Origin of the sequence: Asaia krungthepensis NRIC 0535, assembly GCF_025995175.1 — a bacterium.
Taxonomy (GTDB): domain Bacteria; phylum Pseudomonadota; class Alphaproteobacteria; order Acetobacterales; family Acetobacteraceae; genus Asaia; species Asaia krungthepensis.
In genome coordinates this window covers 138,636-156,398 of the sequence record NZ_BAPV01000061.1, presented here as the reverse complement: position 1 = coordinate 156,398, position 17,763 = coordinate 138,636, and the positions used below count along the sequence as shown (strand labels likewise).

Annotated in this window: 17 protein-coding genes; 7 read left to right on the top strand and 10 right to left on the bottom strand. The window is 61.1% G+C overall.

Annotated features, from left to right (window positions below):
- Positions 1–9 precede the first annotated feature (9 nt).
- Positions 10–315 carry an EthD family reductase gene (locus AA0535_RS14975; protein WP_264817469.1) on the bottom strand — a complete coding sequence of 102 codons (306 nt, stop codon included), beginning with the start codon at positions 313–315 and terminating at the stop codon, positions 10–12.
- Positions 312–1,025, bottom strand: a complete 714-nt coding sequence (gene bdcA, locus AA0535_RS14970) for an SDR family oxidoreductase (protein WP_264817468.1) — start codon at positions 1,023–1,025, stop codon at positions 312–314. The genes AA0535_RS14975 and bdcA overlap by 4 nt, the downstream gene beginning before the upstream one ends.
- Positions 1,026–1,096: 71 nt before the next feature.
- On the opposite strand from bdcA, the gene AA0535_RS14965 reads away from it, so the two are divergent.
- A complete protein-coding gene (locus AA0535_RS14965) occupies positions 1,097–1,729 on the top strand; it encodes a TetR/AcrR family transcriptional regulator (protein WP_264817466.1) in 633 nt (210 codons plus the stop codon).
- Between the two features lie 545 nt (positions 1,730–2,274).
- Here AA0535_RS14965 and AA0535_RS14960 read toward each other — a convergent pair.
- Positions 2,275–3,048: a class I SAM-dependent methyltransferase gene (locus tag AA0535_RS14960; RefSeq protein WP_264817465.1), complete on the bottom strand. Its 774-nt coding sequence runs from the start codon at positions 3,046–3,048 to the stop codon at positions 2,275–2,277.
- Positions 3,049–3,137: 89 nt separating this feature from the next.
- Here AA0535_RS14960 and AA0535_RS14955 point away from each other — a divergent pair, with 89 nt between their 5' ends.
- Positions 3,138–3,986, top strand: coding sequence for an AraC family transcriptional regulator (locus tag AA0535_RS14955; RefSeq protein WP_264817464.1), 849 nt, complete (start codon positions 3,138–3,140; stop codon positions 3,984–3,986).
- Between the two features lie 100 nt (positions 3,987–4,086).
- Here AA0535_RS14955 and AA0535_RS14950 read toward each other — a convergent pair whose 3' ends face one another.
- From AA0535_RS14950 to AA0535_RS14940, 3 genes are all read right to left on the bottom strand, one after another.
- A complete protein-coding gene (locus AA0535_RS14950) occupies positions 4,087–5,193 on the bottom strand; it encodes a purine nucleoside permease (RefSeq protein WP_264817463.1) in 1,107 nt (368 codons plus the stop codon).
- 14 nt (positions 5,194–5,207) lie between these two features.
- Positions 5,208–6,719 carry an adenosine deaminase family protein gene (locus AA0535_RS14945; RefSeq protein WP_264817462.1) on the bottom strand — a complete coding sequence of 504 codons (1,512 nt, stop codon included), beginning with the start codon at positions 6,717–6,719 and terminating at the stop codon, positions 5,208–5,210.
- Positions 6,720–7,082: 363 nt separating this feature from the next.
- Positions 7,083–7,361, bottom strand: a complete 279-nt coding sequence (locus AA0535_RS14940) for an HU family DNA-binding protein (protein ID WP_025884597.1) — start codon at positions 7,359–7,361, stop codon at positions 7,083–7,085.
- Between the two features lie 188 nt (positions 7,362–7,549).
- Here AA0535_RS14940 and xdhA point away from each other — a divergent pair, with 188 nt between their 5' ends.
- The 4 genes from xdhA (at position 7,550) to AA0535_RS14920 (ending at position 13,029) form a co-directional block, all read left to right on the top strand.
- On the top strand, positions 7,550–9,061 hold the full coding sequence (gene xdhA, locus AA0535_RS14935) for a xanthine dehydrogenase small subunit (RefSeq protein ID WP_264817461.1): 1,512 nt from the start codon (positions 7,550–7,552) through the stop codon (positions 9,059–9,061).
- A gap of 124 nt (positions 9,062–9,185) precedes the next feature.
- Positions 9,186–11,480, top strand: coding sequence for a xanthine dehydrogenase molybdopterin binding subunit (gene xdhB / locus AA0535_RS14930; protein WP_264817646.1), 2,295 nt, complete (start codon positions 9,186–9,188; stop codon positions 11,478–11,480).
- 38 nt (positions 11,481–11,518) lie between these two features.
- Positions 11,519–12,355: a xanthine dehydrogenase accessory protein XdhC gene (gene xdhC / locus AA0535_RS14925; RefSeq protein ID WP_264817459.1), complete on the top strand. Its 837-nt coding sequence runs from the start codon at positions 11,519–11,521 to the stop codon at positions 12,353–12,355.
- A complete protein-coding gene (locus AA0535_RS14920) occupies positions 12,352–13,029 on the top strand; it encodes an HAD family hydrolase (RefSeq protein WP_264817458.1) in 678 nt (225 codons plus the stop codon). The genes xdhC and AA0535_RS14920 overlap by 4 nt, the downstream gene beginning before the upstream one ends.
- 60 nt (positions 13,030–13,089) lie before the next feature.
- Here the strand turns inward: AA0535_RS14920 and AA0535_RS14915 are convergent, their stop codons facing one another.
- The 4 genes from AA0535_RS14915 to AA0535_RS14900 all read right to left on the bottom strand — a co-directional run bounded on the left by AA0535_RS14915 (position 13,090) and on the right by AA0535_RS14900 (position 15,851).
- Positions 13,090–13,275 carry a hypothetical protein gene (locus tag AA0535_RS14915; protein ID WP_264817456.1) on the bottom strand — a complete coding sequence of 62 codons (186 nt, stop codon included), beginning with the start codon at positions 13,273–13,275 and terminating at the stop codon, positions 13,090–13,092.
- Positions 13,276–13,280: 5 nt separating this feature from the next.
- Entirely contained in the window at positions 13,281–15,143 is a 1,863-nt protein-coding gene (gene feoB, locus AA0535_RS14910; protein WP_264817455.1) for a ferrous iron transporter B, read from the bottom strand.
- Between the two features lie 7 nt (positions 15,144–15,150).
- Positions 15,151–15,390 (bottom strand): FeoA family protein, encoded by a 240-nt coding sequence (locus tag AA0535_RS14905; RefSeq protein WP_264817454.1) that lies wholly within the window; start codon positions 15,388–15,390, stop codon positions 15,151–15,153.
- 167 nt (positions 15,391–15,557) lie between these two features.
- On the bottom strand, positions 15,558–15,851 hold the full coding sequence (locus AA0535_RS14900; RefSeq protein WP_264817452.1) for a helix-hairpin-helix domain-containing protein: 294 nt from the start codon (positions 15,849–15,851) through the stop codon (positions 15,558–15,560).
- A gap of 321 nt (positions 15,852–16,172) precedes the next feature.
- On the opposite strand from AA0535_RS14900, the gene AA0535_RS14895 reads away from it, so the two are divergent.
- Entirely contained in the window at positions 16,173–17,726 is a 1,554-nt protein-coding gene (locus tag AA0535_RS14895; RefSeq protein ID WP_264817450.1) for an NAD(P)/FAD-dependent oxidoreductase, read from the top strand.
- Positions 17,727–17,763 lie beyond the last annotated feature (37 nt).

The window sequence follows — 17,763 nt, the reverse complement described above, 5'->3', positions numbered from 1 at the left end:
GTCATGTCCTCAGAGAGGGATTGCGCGCAGGCGATTGGGTTGGAGATCAGTAAACCGGGGGATATCGGCCATGACGGCTGAAGCCTCGGGACTGCCGAATGCGCGCTCTATGCTTGACGCATCGACGAAGCGACATTCGCACAGGGCAATTGTCCCGGGATTATCCTGCGCCGGATAAAAGGCGGCGAGCGACACGAGCCCATGGGGCGTGAAGGCGTTGCTCACCAGAGGCAGGTGATGCGCGCCATAATACTCCCGGTCGAAACGATCGGCTGGGGTGCCGCGATAGAACACATAGAGCACTGCTTCGCTCATGCGCCGAAGCCGCCATCGATCGTATGCATGGCGCCCGTTATCCCGCGCGCAAATGGACCTGCGAGATAGGCGACCAGATGGGCTACGTCCTCTGCGGTGCCGTGGCGCTTGAGCGCCATTTCGTCATGCATTGCTTGTGCGAGGAGGCCATCATCGGGGTTCATATCCGTGTTCGTTGGCCCGGGCTGCACCACGTTCACCGTGATGTCGCGCGCGCCAAGATCCCGGGCGAGACCGCGCGCAAGGCCCTGCAATGCCGATTTGCTCATCCCATACGCCGTGATCCCCTCGAATGGCATACGATCCCCGTGCACCGAGCCGATCAGGATGATCCGTCCGCCCCTCTTCATCTGCCGCGCCGCCTCGACGGAGGCGAAATACGGGCCGCGGATATTCACGTCGATCAGATGGTCGACGGAATCGGGCTTCAGGGTCAGTGGATCGCCCGGCAACAGGACGGCGGAATTATAAACGAGAACATCAAGCGGCCCTGTATCCTGCAACAGGGTGATCGTTGCATCACGGTCCGAGGCATCGCTGCGGATGGCCCGTGCGCCGGTTCGGACCGCGACCGCGTCTGCCGCTTCCTGCGAGCCCGACCAGGTGAACGAGACGTCGTCGCCTTCCGCCGCAAACCTCCCGACGATCGCGGCCCCGATCCCTCGACTGCCGCCGATGATCAGGATTTTCCGTGCTGTCGAACCTGACATGAGGCGCTCCTTGAATTTATTGATCGAACGCTACATAATTCGTGCAGGACTATCGTCAAGGGGTTTTTTGAGTGACCGATCAATTATCATCGAAGGCCGCACGAGGTCGTCCCCGCCGGTTCGACCCGCAAGAGGCTCTCTCCGCTGGGCGCACGCTGTTCCACATGCATGGCTATGAGGCGCTGGGCATTGCGGCCATCACTGAGGCACTCGGTATCAGACCGGCCAGCTTCTACGCCGCCTTTGGCAGCAAGGCCGCCTATTTCGAGAGGATCGCTGAGGCCTATGCCGCTGAGATCTTGCCTCTCGACATCTTCTTTCGCGACGACCGTCCGGTCATTGACAGTATTGCCGAATTGCTGGGCGACGCTTCGCGTACCTACACGGCCTGTAGCGATCGGGCCGGGTGCCTGATCCTTGAGGCCTTACGAGCGGATCAAAGCGATGAGGGGAGAGGCATCGCCCTGCGTATCGCCCGGGCTCGTCGTGAAAAGCTCGAGGCCCTGATCGCCCGTACGGTGCCAGAGGCAGCGCCGGTGGCAACCGATGTCCTGAGCGTGACGATGGCTGGCATGTCGGCTGCCGCCCGTGATGGTGCGAGCTGCTCAAGCCTGGAACAGGTCGCGGCGGTTGTCATGGTCGGGCTGCGCTCACTCATTGAGGGGAATATTCAGACGAGGGGGCTTCAAAGCCACAAGCCGTGACCGAAACACCCTCTCGGTCACACAGGTTTGTCACGCAGGCATGCCGGATCACATGGTTGAGCGGCGAGGCTTGTTCGTCACCGCATGCCGGTAGGTGTGCCTTCCTTCTCTGACACAGCCGATCATATGACCCGTAGCCCCCTTTTCCGTGCACTGGCTTGATGCCTGGCACCGCGCCTGCCAACGGGGTATCGATCATGGCAAACTCAGGGACGCGTCCGTCAGCCGCTGGTCCGACCCACGGCCACGCGAGGACCCTCAAAGCGCCTATCGATACTGCAGCGCGGCCATGCACGGACCTTATTCCTGCAGGGCACCCTGCTGGCGTAGGTCATTGCGGTTCGGGCAGACGATCGCGCTCCTCTGGAAGGGGGCGATATATCGAAGTGAGGCGTTTGAGAGAGGGTGCCAGACGCGCCATAAGCAGGTCCGGCAGTCGACACAGATCAACCCAATGCTTGTTTCCTCCCGGCGCCTCTTTTGAGGTGCCCATGCCGAAACAACAAGGCTCGAACCTCAGGGCCCGAACTCTGTTTCCCTAGGCTTCAGGGCAGCGCAGGTTTCTCCCATGCGACGATCGACAGGGGGAAAGTAAAGCGAATGACGTCATCGATCTCGCTGGCGCTCATGCCAGACCTGTCCTGACCGCTCGCGATCTCCTCTCTGAAAAACGCGGTCAGAGCCAACAGATCTTCCGGTGCCACCTGATCAGTCAGTCGTGATTCCAGGCGGTACTGATGAACCATCAAAGGCGATAGCCCCGCCTCGCGGCCAAGGGCTTCGAGCTCAGCCAGGGTCAGCGCGCGGGTATGAGAGGCATCACGCAGTTTCTCGGCTTCGTCATAGCGCTCCCGACATTCGGGCGTGGGGGTCGCGTCAATCACGATCACCCGCCCACCGGGACGACAGACCCGAACCATCTCCTCCAGGCAGAGCGCCGGGGCTTCCATGTGATGGAAACTGTAGCGCGTCACGACACGATGGAATGCGCCGTCAGCAAAGGGCAGGGAACGTGCATTGCCAATCTGGAAGGAGGCAGTCGTGCCGGTTTGCCGGGCACGCTGTCGGGCCTGGTCGATCATGGCGGGTGTGAGATCGATGCCGGTCACGACCCCGCCTTCTGTTGCCAGAGCACAGGCGACAATCCCGGGGCCGCACGCCACATCGAGCACGCTCATCCCCGGTTCAATAGCGCAGGCGGCTATCGTGCGCGCCATGCTCTCTGCCTCGGCATGGAGAGGGAGCGCAGCAAACGGGGAGGCCCAGCGCGTGAACTGGTCGATTACCCGCGTGTCATGAGGGGAGACCGCATCGATCATGATTATTCCTTTCCTTACCCGGGCAGGCTACGTCAGGGGGCAATGGCCGACTAACGATATGCGGTCATAAAATAGCGGGGAACGGCCAGATGAAGATCCTGACAGATGAGGAGACCCGAGACATTCTGGTCGAGAGCGGACTGGATGCGCCGCGCAATGCGGCTTTTGCCCTGCGCAAGGTGACGGAGCCGGTGGCGTATGGCTGGCATGAGCATCCGTACCACCAGATCATCTATGCACGGAAAGGCACGACCCAGGTCGAGGGGCAGGAGGGGGTGCATCTTCTGCCTGCGGGGCATGCTGTGTGGATATCGGCCCATGTCCCGCACAGGACGATGATCCGCGATGTCGATGGCGTTTCGCTTTTTTTCAGGGTGTCTCCGGGGGATGGGAAGCTCCGGAAGATCGAAATTTTTCCCGTCACGCCCGTGCTGCGCGAGATGGTGTTCTATGCCTTGCGCTGGCCTGAAGGCGAAAGGGAGGAATGCCCGATCGCCGCGAGTTTTTTCAGGACCTTGCTGCTGCTGGTGCAGGAGAAGTGCGACGCGATCCGCGCCGGTAATTTTGTCCTGCCCCGGGCGCGTCATCCGGGACTCGTCAGAGCCATGGATGCAGCGCGCGCCGATCCCGGCACGGTCGGACTGGAAGCAGTTTTGCGGGTGGCAGGGATGTCGGAACGCAGCTTTCGAAGGCATTTCCGGCGGGAAACCGGCATGAGCTGGCAGCACTGGATCACGCAGGCGCGGTTGTTTCACGCAGCAGTCCTGCTCGGTCAGGGAGAAAGGGTGACGCATGTCGCGGCTGAAGTCGGCTACGCGTCCATGAGTGCCTTCGCCAGAGCGTTCTCTCAGGTCATCGGCGTTGCCCCGCTGCAGTATCAGAAGCGAAGCCGGGGTATGGATGAAGAGCCGCCTCCGGGAAGAGGCGAATTATCCTGACGCCCGGACCAGCCAATTTCGCTTGATTCAGGTCCGGGATGGGGTTTCCAAAGGGCTACGCCCTTTCACATAGCCCACATCCAGAACTCTCCTGTTCGGCTTATTTCCCTGCAGAGGGAATCGTGTTCTCGTAGCGGTCCCAATGGGTGGCAAGTTCACGCACGACGACGCTGCCGATCTGATAGGCGGCGTTTACCGAGGGGATGAATGCTGAATAGCCCTTCTCATTCGCTTCATCCGAAAGAAGCTGCGCGGCGGTCTGACCCGGGGGCGGCATGTCGAAATTGCTCGCGGTGCGCAGGAGCAGGGCGCGATCGGGATCGACGCGTCCGGCCTTGGCCTGGAGCGCTAGGGCCTGACAGAAAGCGATATCCTCTTCGGCAGTCGTGGCCATGACGCCCTTGTTATCGGTCCAGTAGCGCACCCAGCGTTCGGCCCAGCGGTTCATGAGCTTGCCAACCCAGAAGGTTTCTCCCGAGATCGTATCGCCGATCATGACAGAGGGGGGCTTCTGGGCGGGGGCATAGCCGCGATAGCGGGCGCGGCTCTGTTTCATGCCATCGCTGTCGGGCAGGGAAATCGATCTGGTGAGGCCATAGGCCCAGTTCGTGAGGCCGGGATTGAGCGTGTAGACCATGTCGCCCGACAGCGAGTGCAAGGGCGGGCGGGGCGACTGATCGGGGCGGCTGCCCTGTACGGGTGTAAAGCCATCCGGCCAGTCTTTCGGGATTTCACGCGGGTCGATCAGATGTGCAAGGCCGCCATTGATCACACGGGGGGCCCACACGGCAGAGCCGATCGTCCCGAAATTGGGATCGATCCCGGCAATTCCGGCGAGGACGAAATAGCTGTGACGCAGGTCGAAGCGAGGGTCGAGAATGAGCGCAGTCATGGCAGAGGCCATGTGCTGCGGCCCTTCACCCGAAGCGATGGCGAGGACCTGCAACTCCGGGTTGTAGTGCATCACCTCGTGATCGGTGCCGGGTGCGGGCAGCGTCTGGCTCAGGGGAAGCTTCTCAATCCAGTTCTGATACTCGCCCGGAGTGTCGCCCGTGTCCTTGCCAATCTCGAACGTGGTGACAACCACGACGCGAACAGGAATTTTGGCGGGGCTGGATTCGGCGGCGGCAGGGAGAGAAAAAGCGGGCGCGACGAGCGCCGTGCCGCAAAGGGAGAGGGCCGAGAGGGCAAGTAGGCGCTTGAGCATCGGGCGGAGGGTCCTCACTGGAAAAGGGGCTCGTGGCTGACGGTGTTTTCAAAAGCAGCGAAGTTCTGCTCGAGCTGAAGCTGAAGGCGGGCCTTCTGGCTTTTTTTCAGAAAATCCGCACAGGCAAAGCTCTGCGGTGCCTTGCAGAGTGTGGTCACATGATCTCCGTCCCAGAGCGATGTACCGGGGATGAAGGCATAGGTCAGACTGTTGCGGGACAGGGTTTTCAGATCGGCATAGCTCAGCGATGTGGTGGTCAGCGCCTTGAGGTAGTCCTCGGTCAGATTGCTTCGCGATACGCCTTCGTCATCGGTTGAAAGCACGACGGGTACATGGGCGCGGCGATAGAGACTGAGGGGATGCTCCGCGCCGCTTACCCCCAGGATCTGGGCATTGCTGACCAGATTGACTTCGACCGCGATACGACGCTGCGCCATCTCGTTGAGAAGCCGTATGGCGTCTTTCTCCCAGATGATATCCACGCCGTGGCCGATGCGCTCGGCACCCGCAATCTCGACCGCGTCGCGGATGTGGCTCTGTAGCCCGCTGGCGGGAACAAGGGAGGGAGTCAGCTCGCCTGCATGGAGGCTGAGCCGGACATCGGGGTAGAGCGCGCCCAGCTTGGCGAACATCTGCATGTGCAGTTCATAATCGGCCATGGCGGTACTGTTGTCTTCGGGGGCGACGAAATTGAGCCCGACAAAGCGCGGATCTTCATGAGCCAGAGCATACCCCGCATCGAGCTGGGCGAAGACCTGAGCCGGGGTCATCGTGCGGATGGCCTGGAACAGATACCGCACCGTCACCGAGCACCCGGGATGTGCGGCAGGGGTATCGCATTGCAGGATGTCGCGGGCCTGATGCTCCATGTCGTCCGTATCGCGTCTGGCTTCAGCCACCAGACGGGGACGCTCGTCCTTCAAGGCCTGATGCGCGGCATCAAGGTCGAGATCATGCAGGGGGTGCTGATCGCCCGTCTTGACCATGCTTCCCAGAGCCGGAGAGATCATCAGTTCGAGATAGACCACGTGATCGGCGGCAGCCTGATCGCGTGCCTGGGCGAGCATCTCGCCCTGATGGGCTCCGAGCACGGGGGCGAAACGTCCAAAACTCGAGAAAAAGTGATCGTGACCGGAGTGATCGGCGGGTGTCGGAACGAAATCATGCATCGACAAGGAATCGATCATGACCGCGCGGGCGTCGTCACGCGCATGCAGCTGGGCGGCGGGAATATCGCCGGGTGTGGCCAGACGACACTTGGTGGGCAGGATGCGTCCCTGCGAAAGCGAGACGCATAATCCGTCTTCTGAGGCCCATTCGAGAAAGCTCTCGGCTGAGATGGCCCCTGCAAGATGGTTATGAAGATCCCCACCCTTGGGGAAATTGCGCATGAACAGGGTCATGCGCGCTGGGTCGCTCCGCAGATGATCGAAGATGCGGGCCGTCGCCTGTCCCTCCGGCGTTTCGGCCTGGGCGGAGAAAAGCGGAATAGCGAGGGCGAGGGCGGGCAGAAGGCGGGGCAACATGCCGCGAAACGTGACGAAACCTGTTTGCTTTTGCAAGCGGGCGGGCGAGAGCCGGGAACGTTTTTTAACGGAAGTGGCGCCGCATGAGGGCGGGGCGATGCGTGAACGGCGCAAGCATCGGCGACGAGTTCGAGCCGTGTGGGCGGGATCGCCGTGTATCCGCTCGGGAAGATGGCCGTGCCGGGAGATTTTCGGATGAGGCGGGATCATATTCCCATGCGCAGGGGCATGGAGCGGCCTCGGGGCGGACAGATGGTCCGAAGGGAGAGGCACCTGACCGCTACGCTGGGGCAGAAGTCAGGGCATCCCTTGAAATTCCATGGCGCTGGGAGGTCCCGCACGCACCATGGCGTTTCGATCGGCTTACTTGCCGGCCAGAGCGTCCTTGACGTTCTTGGCGGGGGAGTAGCTGAGCTTCTTGGACGCAGCGATTTCGATCGTTTCGCCGGTCTTGGGGTTGCGGCCCTGGCGAGCAGCGGTGGAACGCACCTGGAACTTGCCGAAGCCCGGGATCGACACTTCGTCGCCCTTGGTGGCGGCGTCGATGATGCTGGCCCAGACGGTGTCGAGGGCGGTCTTGGCGTCGGCCTTGGTGCCACCGGTGGCGGCGGCGATGCGGTCGATCAGATCAGTGGACTTCATGGTGATCCTCTTGCGTTTGAAATGGCCGTGGAGCCTTAGGCGCAGTTCGAAGCGATAACAAGGCAGGAAATGCAATATTCCTGATTGTTCTCTGCCGTCGAATCTCCCAATCATACAAGAGTTTCCGGAAATGGCGAAGGGGCCACCCCCATTCATTCAACCAGTTTCCATCATGCGGGGGGTCATTCATGCGCGAGACAATACGCTTCTTTCTGGGGGACCGCCTCGTCACGCTCGATGATGTTGCGCCTGATCGGACCCTGCTGGACTGGTTGCGTCATGAGGGGCGCACCGGCACCAAGGAGGGCTGTAACGAAGGGGATTGCGGCGCGTGCATGGTGATCGTGGCGCGACGTCGCTCCAGTAGCGAAATCTCTGGCGCGGAAGGGGAAGCGAGCCGTGGACGCGCCATGCCATCCGGGGTGAGCCTGCGCGCGGTCAATGCCTGTATCCAGCTTCTGCCCATGCTCGATGGCGCGGCAGTTTTTACCATTGAGGATGTCGGCTCGGCAGAGGCATTGCACCCGGTCCAGCAGGCCATGATTGCTCTCAATGGCGCGCAATGCGGCTTCTGCACGCCGGGATTTGTGATGTCGATGGTGGCGTATCGCAATGCCGATACCCGTTCGGATGACGATGCCGCGATCGATTCCGCTCTTGCGGGCAATCTGTGTCGCTGCACCGGCTACGCGCCCATCGTAAGGGCCATGAAGCAGGCGCTTGCGGCACCGGATTCAAGCTTTGAAGAGCGTATCCGCACACTGGACGATCGGCTGGCGGCGCTTGAGGACAGGGCAGATGTTGAAATCGAGACCGCACAGGGCAACGTGTTCCTGCCAGCCTCGGCGGAGTCTCTGGCGCATTGGCTCGTGGCATATCCCCAGACGCTCATCGTCGCCGGGGCGACGGATGTTGGGCTGTGGGTGACCAAGGCGATGCGCTCCCTGCCGCGTGTGGCCTTCATCGGGCAGTGCGCCGATCTCGCGACGATCGAAGAGACAGAGGATGGGCTGCGTATCGGGGCAGCGGTCACCTATGAGGCTGCGCGTGCAGCACTGGCGCGTATCCTGCCCGATTTCGGCGTCCTGATCGGTCGTATCGGCTCGACGCCGATACGCAACAGCGCCACGCTCTGCGGCAATATCGCCAATGGTTCGCCTATTGGCGATGGCCCGCCAGCCCTGATTGCGGCCGGAGCGACGCTCCATCTGCGTCGGGGTGAAACACGGCGGAGTCTGCCTCTGGAGCAGTATTTCCTCGCCTATGGGAAGCAGGATCGTCGGGAAGGAGAGTTTGTCGAGGCCGTGAGTGTACCTCGTCAGAAGGAGGAGACATTCTACCGCAGCTACAAGATCTCCAAGCGCTTCGACCAGGATATCTCCGCGGTTCTCGCGGCCTTTGCCCTTTGCCGCGATGACTCCGGGCGGATCACCGAGGCGCGTCTCGCCTTTGGCGGTATGGCGGCGACACCGTGTCGTGCGCCCAGAGCCGAGCAGGCGCTGCTGGGTCAACTCTGGAACGAGACGACGCTCGAAGCCGCCCGAGATGCCCTAGCCGAGGATTTCACGCCTCTGAGCGATATGCGGGCCAGTGCCTGGTATCGTCAGACAGTGGCTGCCAATCTGCTGACGCGATTTTATGAGGAAAGCCAGGGGGAAACCATGCGCCTCGCCAAGGCTGGGAGCCTCACCCATGTCTGACCGCACGGACACGCCTGAAGGCACCGAGGCCCTCCTGACCCGAACGCAAAGCGCAGGCAACGGGCCGGGCAACCCAGAAGTGGCGGCTGACGCCTCAGCGTCCAAGGCTGGGAAAATCCCATTCATGAAGCATGAGAGTGCAATGCTGCATGTGACCGGGCGCGCGCTCTATATTGACGACATGCCTGAGCCCAAGGGCTTGTTGCACGTCGTGCCGGGGCTCAGCGCAAAGCCGCATGCGCGTCTGGTCTCGATCGATCTCGATGCGGTGCGCGCCCTGCCCGGTGTGGTCCGGGTGATCACTGCTCAGGACATCCCGGGTGAGAATCAGACGAGCCCCGTTCATGCCCATGATGAGCCGCTTCTTGCGACCGATCTCGTGCAGCATGTCGGCCAGCCGATCTTTGCCGTTGTGGCGACCGAGCGCGCAATTGCCCGGCGTGCCGTGCGTCTGGCGCGTATCGTTTATGAGGAACTCCCGGCGGTTCTCGATATCGACTCTGCCCTCGAGAATGGCGGCGCGCTGGTATGGCGCCCCCTCACCATGGAGCGTGGCGCAGTAGAACCCGCGCTCGAGGCCGCGCCGCGTCGCCTCAAGGGACGCGTGACCATAGGCGGGCAGGAGCATTTCTACCTGGAGGGTCAGGTCGCCATGGCCCAGCCTGGCGAGGCGGGGGAGATGCGTGTCTGGTCCTCCACCCAGCATCCTTCCGAAACGCAGCATCTTGTCGCGAGCGTGCTGGGTCGCCCGCATCATCTCGTCACGACCGAGATCAGGCGTATGGGGGGCGGCTTTGGCGGCAAGGAGTCCCAGGCCAATGGATGTGCCTGTCTTGCGGCGCTCGCGGCAGAATTGACCGGTCAGGCCGCCAAGATGCGCCTCGATCGTGACGATGACATGGTCATCACCGGCAAGCGTCATGATTTCAGGGTTGATTATGAGGTGGGCTTTACCGACCAGGGCGATATCCTTGCCGTAGACATGCAACTTGCGGCGCGTTGCGGCTGGTCGGCCGATCTCTCGGGTCCGGTGACCGATCGCGCCCTGTTTCACGCCGATAACGCCTATTTCTACCCCGATGTGCGGTTTCGTTCTCTCGCCCTGAAGACCAACACCCAGTCCAATACGGCCTTTCGTGGTTTTGGCGGCCCTCAGGGGATTGTGGCGGCAGAGCGTGTCATCGAGGAAATCGCTTTCGCGACCGGGCGAGATCCGCTCGATATCCGTCTGCGCAATGTGTATGGCACAGGCACACGGGACGTGACGCCCTATCACATGGTGGTTGAGGATTCGATCAGCGATCTCGTCATGACCCAGTTGGCCGAACGCTGCGCGTACCGCGCCCGGCGCGACGCGCTGCGTGCGTTCAACGCGACCAGCCGCAGCCTGCGTAAGGGCATTGCGCTCACGCCGGTCAAGTTCGGTATCTCGTTTACCGCAACCCATTATAATCAGGCGGGTGCCCTGGTTCATGTCTATACCGACGGTTCGGTACAAGTGAATCACGGCGGCACGGAAATGGGTCAGGGTCTGCACACGAAGATGGTGCAGATCGTGATGAGCGAGTTTGGTCTCGATGCGCAGAATGTGCGTATCACGGCGACTACAACCGGCAAGGTGCCCAATACCTCGGCCACCGCTGCGTCATCGGGGGCCGATCTGAACGGTATGGCGGTGCTCGACGCGGTCAGTCAGATCAAGGCACGGATGGTGACCTTCGCTGCCGAGAAATGGCAGGTCACGCCAGAGGCGATCCGTTTCACCCCGGAAGGGGTACGCATCGGCGAGAGCCTCGTGCCGTTCCGCGATCTGGTCTGGCAGGTCTATTTCGCCCGTATCTCGCTCTCGGCCAGCGGGTTTTACAAGACGCCCAAGATCTCCTGGGATGCGGCGACCGGGCGCGGCCGACCCTTTTATTACTTCGCCTATGGTGCAGCCTGCGCTGAGGTCACCCTGGATCTGCTGACCGGCGAAAACACCATCGACCGGGTCGATATCCTGCACGATGCAGGGCAATCCCTGAATGCGGATATCGATATCGGCCAGATCGAGGGGGCCTTCGTTCAGGGTGCAGGCTGGCTCACTACCGAGGAACTGGTCTGGGACAAGGAGGGCAGGCTGCGTACCCATGCCCCGAGCACGTACAAGATTCCCGCCTGCTCCGACCGCCCTGCCATTTTCAACGTGACCCTGCTCGAAGATGCCCCCAATCGCGAGGCGACAATCTACCGCTCCAAGGCGGTCGGAGAGCCGCCTCTCGTTCACGGCGTGGCCGTGTTGCACGCATTATCCGATGCCATCGCCAGTCTGGACGGGTACCGGCATTGCCCGGGGCTCGACGCCCCGGCAACCCCTGAACGGCTGTTGCGCACGATCATGCAGGTTCAGGCCCGCGCCGCGCAGGGAGAGCCCTCCTGATCGACCTCGACCTGGTCCGAAGCTGGCAAGGCTCGGCCGTGGCCGTGCTGCGCGTGGTGGTGGCCGAGACGAGAGGCTCGACACCTCGCGAAACGGGCGCCTTCATGCTCGTGACTGAAACCGCCCAGACCGGCACGATCGGGGGCGGAGATCTGGAATGCCAGTGTCTGGAACATGCCCGCCTGATCCTGAGGGGAGAGGCGATGCGCGAGGATCGTCGCTTCATTCTGGGGCCTGAATCGGGGCAGTGTTGCGGCGGTGTTGCTCTGATCCGGTATGAGCCTGTCTTCGATCTCGATGAGGAACTGCGCCGACTTGAGCAACGTCGTCTCGATTGGCCGACACTGAGTGTTTTCGGCGCAGGGCATGTGGGACGTGCTCTGGTCAGGGCGGCAGCGCTCCTGCCCCTGTCACTCCGCTGGATCGACCCGAGGCCGGAGGAGTTCGGTCCGGTGCCCGAAGGCGTCACGATACAGGTCAGCACAGCGTGGGAGAGCGAGATTGCCTCATTGCGTCCGGGGGACGGCGTTCTGGTCATGACACCGAGCCATGCTCTGGATGCGCTGATCACCGCGGCAGCGCTTGAGCGGGGCGATCTGGCCTATGTCGGGTTAATCGGCTCACAGACTAAGAGACGGCGTTTCGAGTCCGGGTTCAGAGAGATCGGCCTTGCCCAGAGCCGGATCGATGCTCTGGTCTGTCCGATCGGAGATCACGGCCTGCGCGACAAGCGACCAGAGATCATCGCGGCTCTTGTGGCGGCCGAATTGGCCACGCGATTGGTGCCGCGCGTTGATCATGGCAGACAGACAAGCAACAGCAATGGCTTGCAGCGAGATGCGGCTCGAGCAATGGATCAAGGAGAAACACGATGACAGGACCTGGGCCCATCAAGGGAATTCTGTTCGATATGGATGGCGTGTTGCTCGATAGCGAGACCCTGTCTCTCGAGGCGTTCGTCAGCGCGGCGCGTGAACTGGGGCATGATATGCCTCTCGATTTCGCCCGGCAGATGATCGGTTTGCCCGGTGATGCCTGTGCGAAGCTGGTGACGGATACCTATGGTCCCGATATCGATCTGGGTCGCCTGTTCCGGACCCAGGATGTGCATATGCACAAGCTGGTGGAGGCAGGCGGTCTGGTCATGAAGGAGGGGGTGGTCCCCCTGCTCGATTATCTCGACGCACGCGGCTTGCCACGTGCCATCGCGACCTCATCAGGACGGGCCCGTACCGAGACCCATCTGCGCCATGTCGGTATCTATGATCGCTTCGATACGATCATCACGCGGGATGATGTCAGCCGCGGCAAGCCCGATCCCGAACCCTACCTCAAAGCGGCACAGGCGATCGGCGTCGAGCCCGCATTCTGCCTGGCGATCGAGGATTCCCATAATGGCGCGCGCGCTGCCCATGCCGCTGGGATCAGGGTGATTGTGGTGCCCGATCTGATGGCGCCCAATGAAGAGATCATCGGCAAGGCGCATGAGATCATGGAAGACCTGCATCAGGTGCGTGATTTCATCGAGCGTGCGGACCACGCCGTCTGACACTTGCCGAAGCTCTTGCCGGAGCGCGCGGTCGTTACCCCGCGCTCCTATCGGCTGGTATCAGTGGCAGCCGCCGCCCTTGCAGCCCGAGCAACCGTTGCAACCCTTCTTTGCCCCTGAGGCAGGAAGGGCCTTGGCGAGGCCAAGCCGCGCCTTGATCGAAGCCGCATGGGCCGGGAACAGCCTGTTCAGCCAGAACAGGAGGGCAATGGTCACAAGGGCGATGACGATAAGACTCTGCATCATGGCGATCATCCGGTCAGGGCGCGTGTCACATGATAGGTAAGAAAGGCCGCGGCATAAGCAAGGCCGAAGAGATAGGCCGCAGCTCCCAGAACCACTTTGAGCGAGCGGGTTTCGCGACGCATGACTGCAAGAGTCGAGATGCATTGCGGCGCGTACACATACCAGGCCAGCAGTGCAAAGGCGGTTGCCATGCTCCAATGCGCGCTGAGAAGCGGCATAAGCTGGTTCGCGGCATTGTCATCCGAGGCTCCCAGCGCATAGACCGTAGCCAATGCGCTGACGGCAACCTCGCGTGCGGCCAGCCCGGGAATGAGCGAGACGCAGATCTGCCAGTTGAAGCCCAGCGGCGCAAAGATGGGCAACATGAAATGGCCGATATGGCCAGCCAGACTGTAATCGATTGCGGCGCCCGTTGCATTGGCTGGCGGTGACGGAAAGCTGGAAAGTGCCCAGAGGAGCACATTGAGCGAGACAATGATCGTGCCGACGCGCGACAGGAACATGACGGCCCGCTGCCAGAGCCCCAACGCCACGCTTTTCAGATTGGGGGTGCGGTAGGGAGGCAGTTCGAGCATCAGGGGATGCTCGTCTGATGCAACGCCACGCGTCATGAGCCGGGCTGCGATGATGCCGCTGACAATCGCAACCAGATACAGCCCGAACAGGGCCAGCCCCTGGAGCCCAAGAAAGCCGAGCACGGTGCGATGGGGCACGAAAGCCGCGATCAGCAGCGTGTAGACGGGAAGCCGCGCCGAGCACGTCATGAGCGGTGCGATCAGGATCGTCACCAGCCGGTCGCGGGGATTCTGGATCGTGCGCGCTGCCATGATGCCTGGAATGGCGCAGGCAAAGCTCGAGAGCAGCGGAATGAAGGAGCGCCCGCTCAACCCTGCAAGCGCCATGATCCTGTCGAGCAGGAAGGCTGCGCGGGGCAGGTACCCTGTTTCCTCCAGGGTGAGGATCCACAGGAACAGGATCAGGATCTGGGGCAGGAAGACGATGACCGTTCCTGCGCCCGCGATCACGCCGTCGGCCAGAAGGCTACGCAGCAGCCCCGGAGGAAGCGGAGAGACGACGATCTGCCCGAGCGAGGCGATGCCCGCCTCCAGCGCGTCCATGATGGGCTGGGCCCAGGCGAAGACCGTCTGGAACATGAAGAAGAGAACGACCAGAAGGATGATCGGGCCCCAGACCGGATGGAGGAACCAGCGATCAAGGCGGTCCGCCATGCGGTCGCCCCTGAGCGTGCCTTCATTGGTGAAGCGGGTGATGAGCTTGCCGACTTCGCCATGGACGTCCAGATCGGTCTTTAAAGCGGGCGGCGGCAGGAATTCAGGCTGATCGAGCGCGTTCAGCAGATTGGCAATACCGCTCTTGCGCAGGCTGATGGCGGGGATGATAGGCAGGCCAAGCGCTGCGGCAAGGCCCGGCACGTCAATGGTGAGCCCGAGGCGTGCGGCCTCGTCCATCATGTTGAGCACCACGATCATGGGGCGGCCGAGCTGCATGAGTTCAAGCAGGAAGCGCAGATGCAGCCGCAGATTGCTGGCCGAGACAACACAGATGATCAGATCCGGCTGCTTTTCGACCGGATGATGCCCCATGCACACGTCACGTGTGACGTCTTCATCCGGGCTTGTGGCACTCAGGCTGTAGGCGCCGGGCAGGTCGAGCAGGCGAATGGCTCTGCCATTGGGGGTTGTGAGATACCCCTCCTTGCGCTCGACTGTGACGCCCGCATAGTTCGCGACCTTCTGGCGGCTGCCTGTCAGCTGGTTGAACAGCGAGGTCTTGCCGCAATTGGGATTGCCCACAAGGGCGGCGCGCAAGGGTCTGGTGGCCGTCTCCGGCAGTGTGACGGCGTCCATATCCAGATCAGAGATCGTGTTTGAGCGTGATACGCGAGGCCTCACCACGGCGAAGGGCAAAACAGGTCGAGCCAAGCCGAACGGCAATGGGGTCATGGCCCACGGGGCCTGTTGCCACGATTTCGACCGGGGCGCCCGGAATGAACCCCAACTCGCCCAGTCGCGTCGCGATCGGATCATCGACCATACGCGCCACGACCTGGCTGATGACCGCGTGCGCGCCTTTGGGCAGGGTGTCGAGTGTCATGAGGAAAGCCCATCTATAGCCGGAAAATGGCGTTCCGTGAGAACGCTTCTCAATTGCCTAGATAGTCCTTCATGTTTTCTTAGGGAAGGGGGCGGGGGTGAAATCCTTTGTGACAGAACCCGGTCATGGGCAGGCGGCCGTTCCATTATGAGGTCTCGCCGGGTTTCTCACGGCTGATGAGAGGAAAGGATCTGGGGGGGCGAACTCTCCTTCCGCGCAATCGTGATGGCCGTTGCGATGGCATCGCGCGCGCGGGGGCTGTTTCGCCAGCAACGTGATCCGAGATGTGCCGCGATGCGCAGGCATATATCTTCCGACTCATGGTGGGAGAGGGCGGATAGAGAAACGATACCAATCTGCTCAAGACGCAGGATGACCGTGGGACCGATATGCTTTCCCCGCAGGAGTAGCAGTCTCTCGTTTACGCTGAATTGCGGCGTGAATGGTGTGTTACTGCTCACGATGAAACTCGCCTTTACATGAAAAGCCCATGAGAATGCAGGAGAAAAGGAAGAAGGGGACGACATTCCCCGCGAAATTGATGCTCTCGAGCGGCTTGCAAAGGAAGATTCCTGACATGCAAGCGTAAAACAATACGCTGAGAGAATAATTTGGCGATGATCGTGCAATACAGGAGCGGTGTTGTCGATTATATCAATGTGTTGTGACGTTGATTTGATGTTGATTAACGGTGTCCGGTCAATTAGGTACCCATAATCCGACCCGAGCGCCAATTTAACGCTTGCGCATCGTATTCACCTCAAAAATCGAGTAGTTGTGTCTTGTCTGAACACGCACCGCACCTTGTCCATGATGTCCTGATCGTTGGCGCAGGATTGGCTGGCCTCACACTGGCCAAGCAACTGCTCGATGCCGATCCGACCCTGCAGATCTGTATCGCGCATAATCGCCGGTTTCCGTACCCCGAACGCATTCACAAGGTTGGAGAATCGACGGTCGAGATTGGTGCCTATTATCTGTCTGAAATCGTCGGGTGCAAATACCATCTGGAATTCGATCATCTGCGCAAGATGGGGCTGCGCTTCATCCAGACGCTGAATGGCACGGGTGATTCTCCCTATCGTGAGATCGGGCTCGGGGTTTATCCGCATCAGCCCACCTATCAGATAGATCGTGGCAAGCTCGAGAACCACCTGCGTGATGAACTCGGCGAGCGTATCACTCTGGTCGAGAACAGCCGGGTGCTCGATATCGAGAAAAACGGGGAGGTTCACGACGTCTCGGTGCGCGATCATGAGGGCGCGGTTACGAAGCGCGCGGCAAGATGGGTAGTCGACGCCTCGGGGCGCGGTCGCGTCCTGATGAAAAAATTCGGCCTGCAGCAGCCTGCGCGCGTCAATCACTCCGCTGTCTGGTTCCGGGTCGCGGGCAAGGTGGACATCAACGAGTTTCTGAGTTCGACCGACGAGGCCAATCCATTCGGTAATGCCCGCGAGAGGGCGAGGAGCACTACCCATCTGATCGGGCGGGGCTACTGGGTCTGGATCATTCCCATTAGCGAGCAGACGACGAGCATCGGTATCGTGTTCGATAACACGATACATAAATTGTCCGAGATGAGCTCCCATCCCCTCGCCGTCGACTGGCTGAACCGGCAAGAGCCTCGTTTCCAGGCCTACATGGAAAGCAAGGCATTCGAGGTGATCGACTTCGTGATGCTGCGCAACTACTCGTATCTGTCCTCGCGGTTCCTGTCTGCCGATGGCTGGGCGCTGACCGGCGAAGCGGCGGGTTTCATCGATCCGATGTATTCGAACGGTACCGACATGATCGGTCTCGCCAACACCATGATCACGACTGCAATTACGAAGCCGGGCGGCCGTGACATGATCAGCCGCATGAACAGCGTCATGGCAGAGGCCTATGCCGGTTTCGATGACACGCATCATGCGTCTTACGCCGGGTTCGATAACTGGAACTACGTTTTCGTGAAAACGAACTGGGATGCTGTTTTCTACTTCATGTTCATGTGTGTGTTGTTCATGAACGACAAATTCAGCGATATGGACTTCATCGAGTCAATCCACGGCGAGATTTCGGCCTTCTACAAGCTGCATCACAGGGTCATGGAACATCTGCGTCAGCCCGGTGCCGTGTCCGATGATTACGTGCTCTCTGACTTCATCAGTCTCGTCGGGTCGATCCAGGATTACGCCAACCGCTCTATCTTCCTCAAAGACAAGTCCGATGAGGCCGTGCGGGCTTTGCTCGAAAAGAACATGAAGATCCTGCAGGAGCTGGCGGGATCCATCATTGAAACCCGGACATTCGATGACCGGTTCTTCAACATGGCCAAGCAACTCGACGCTGCATAAGGCAGCCTGCTCCGATAGCGGAATGCGCCCATTTCAA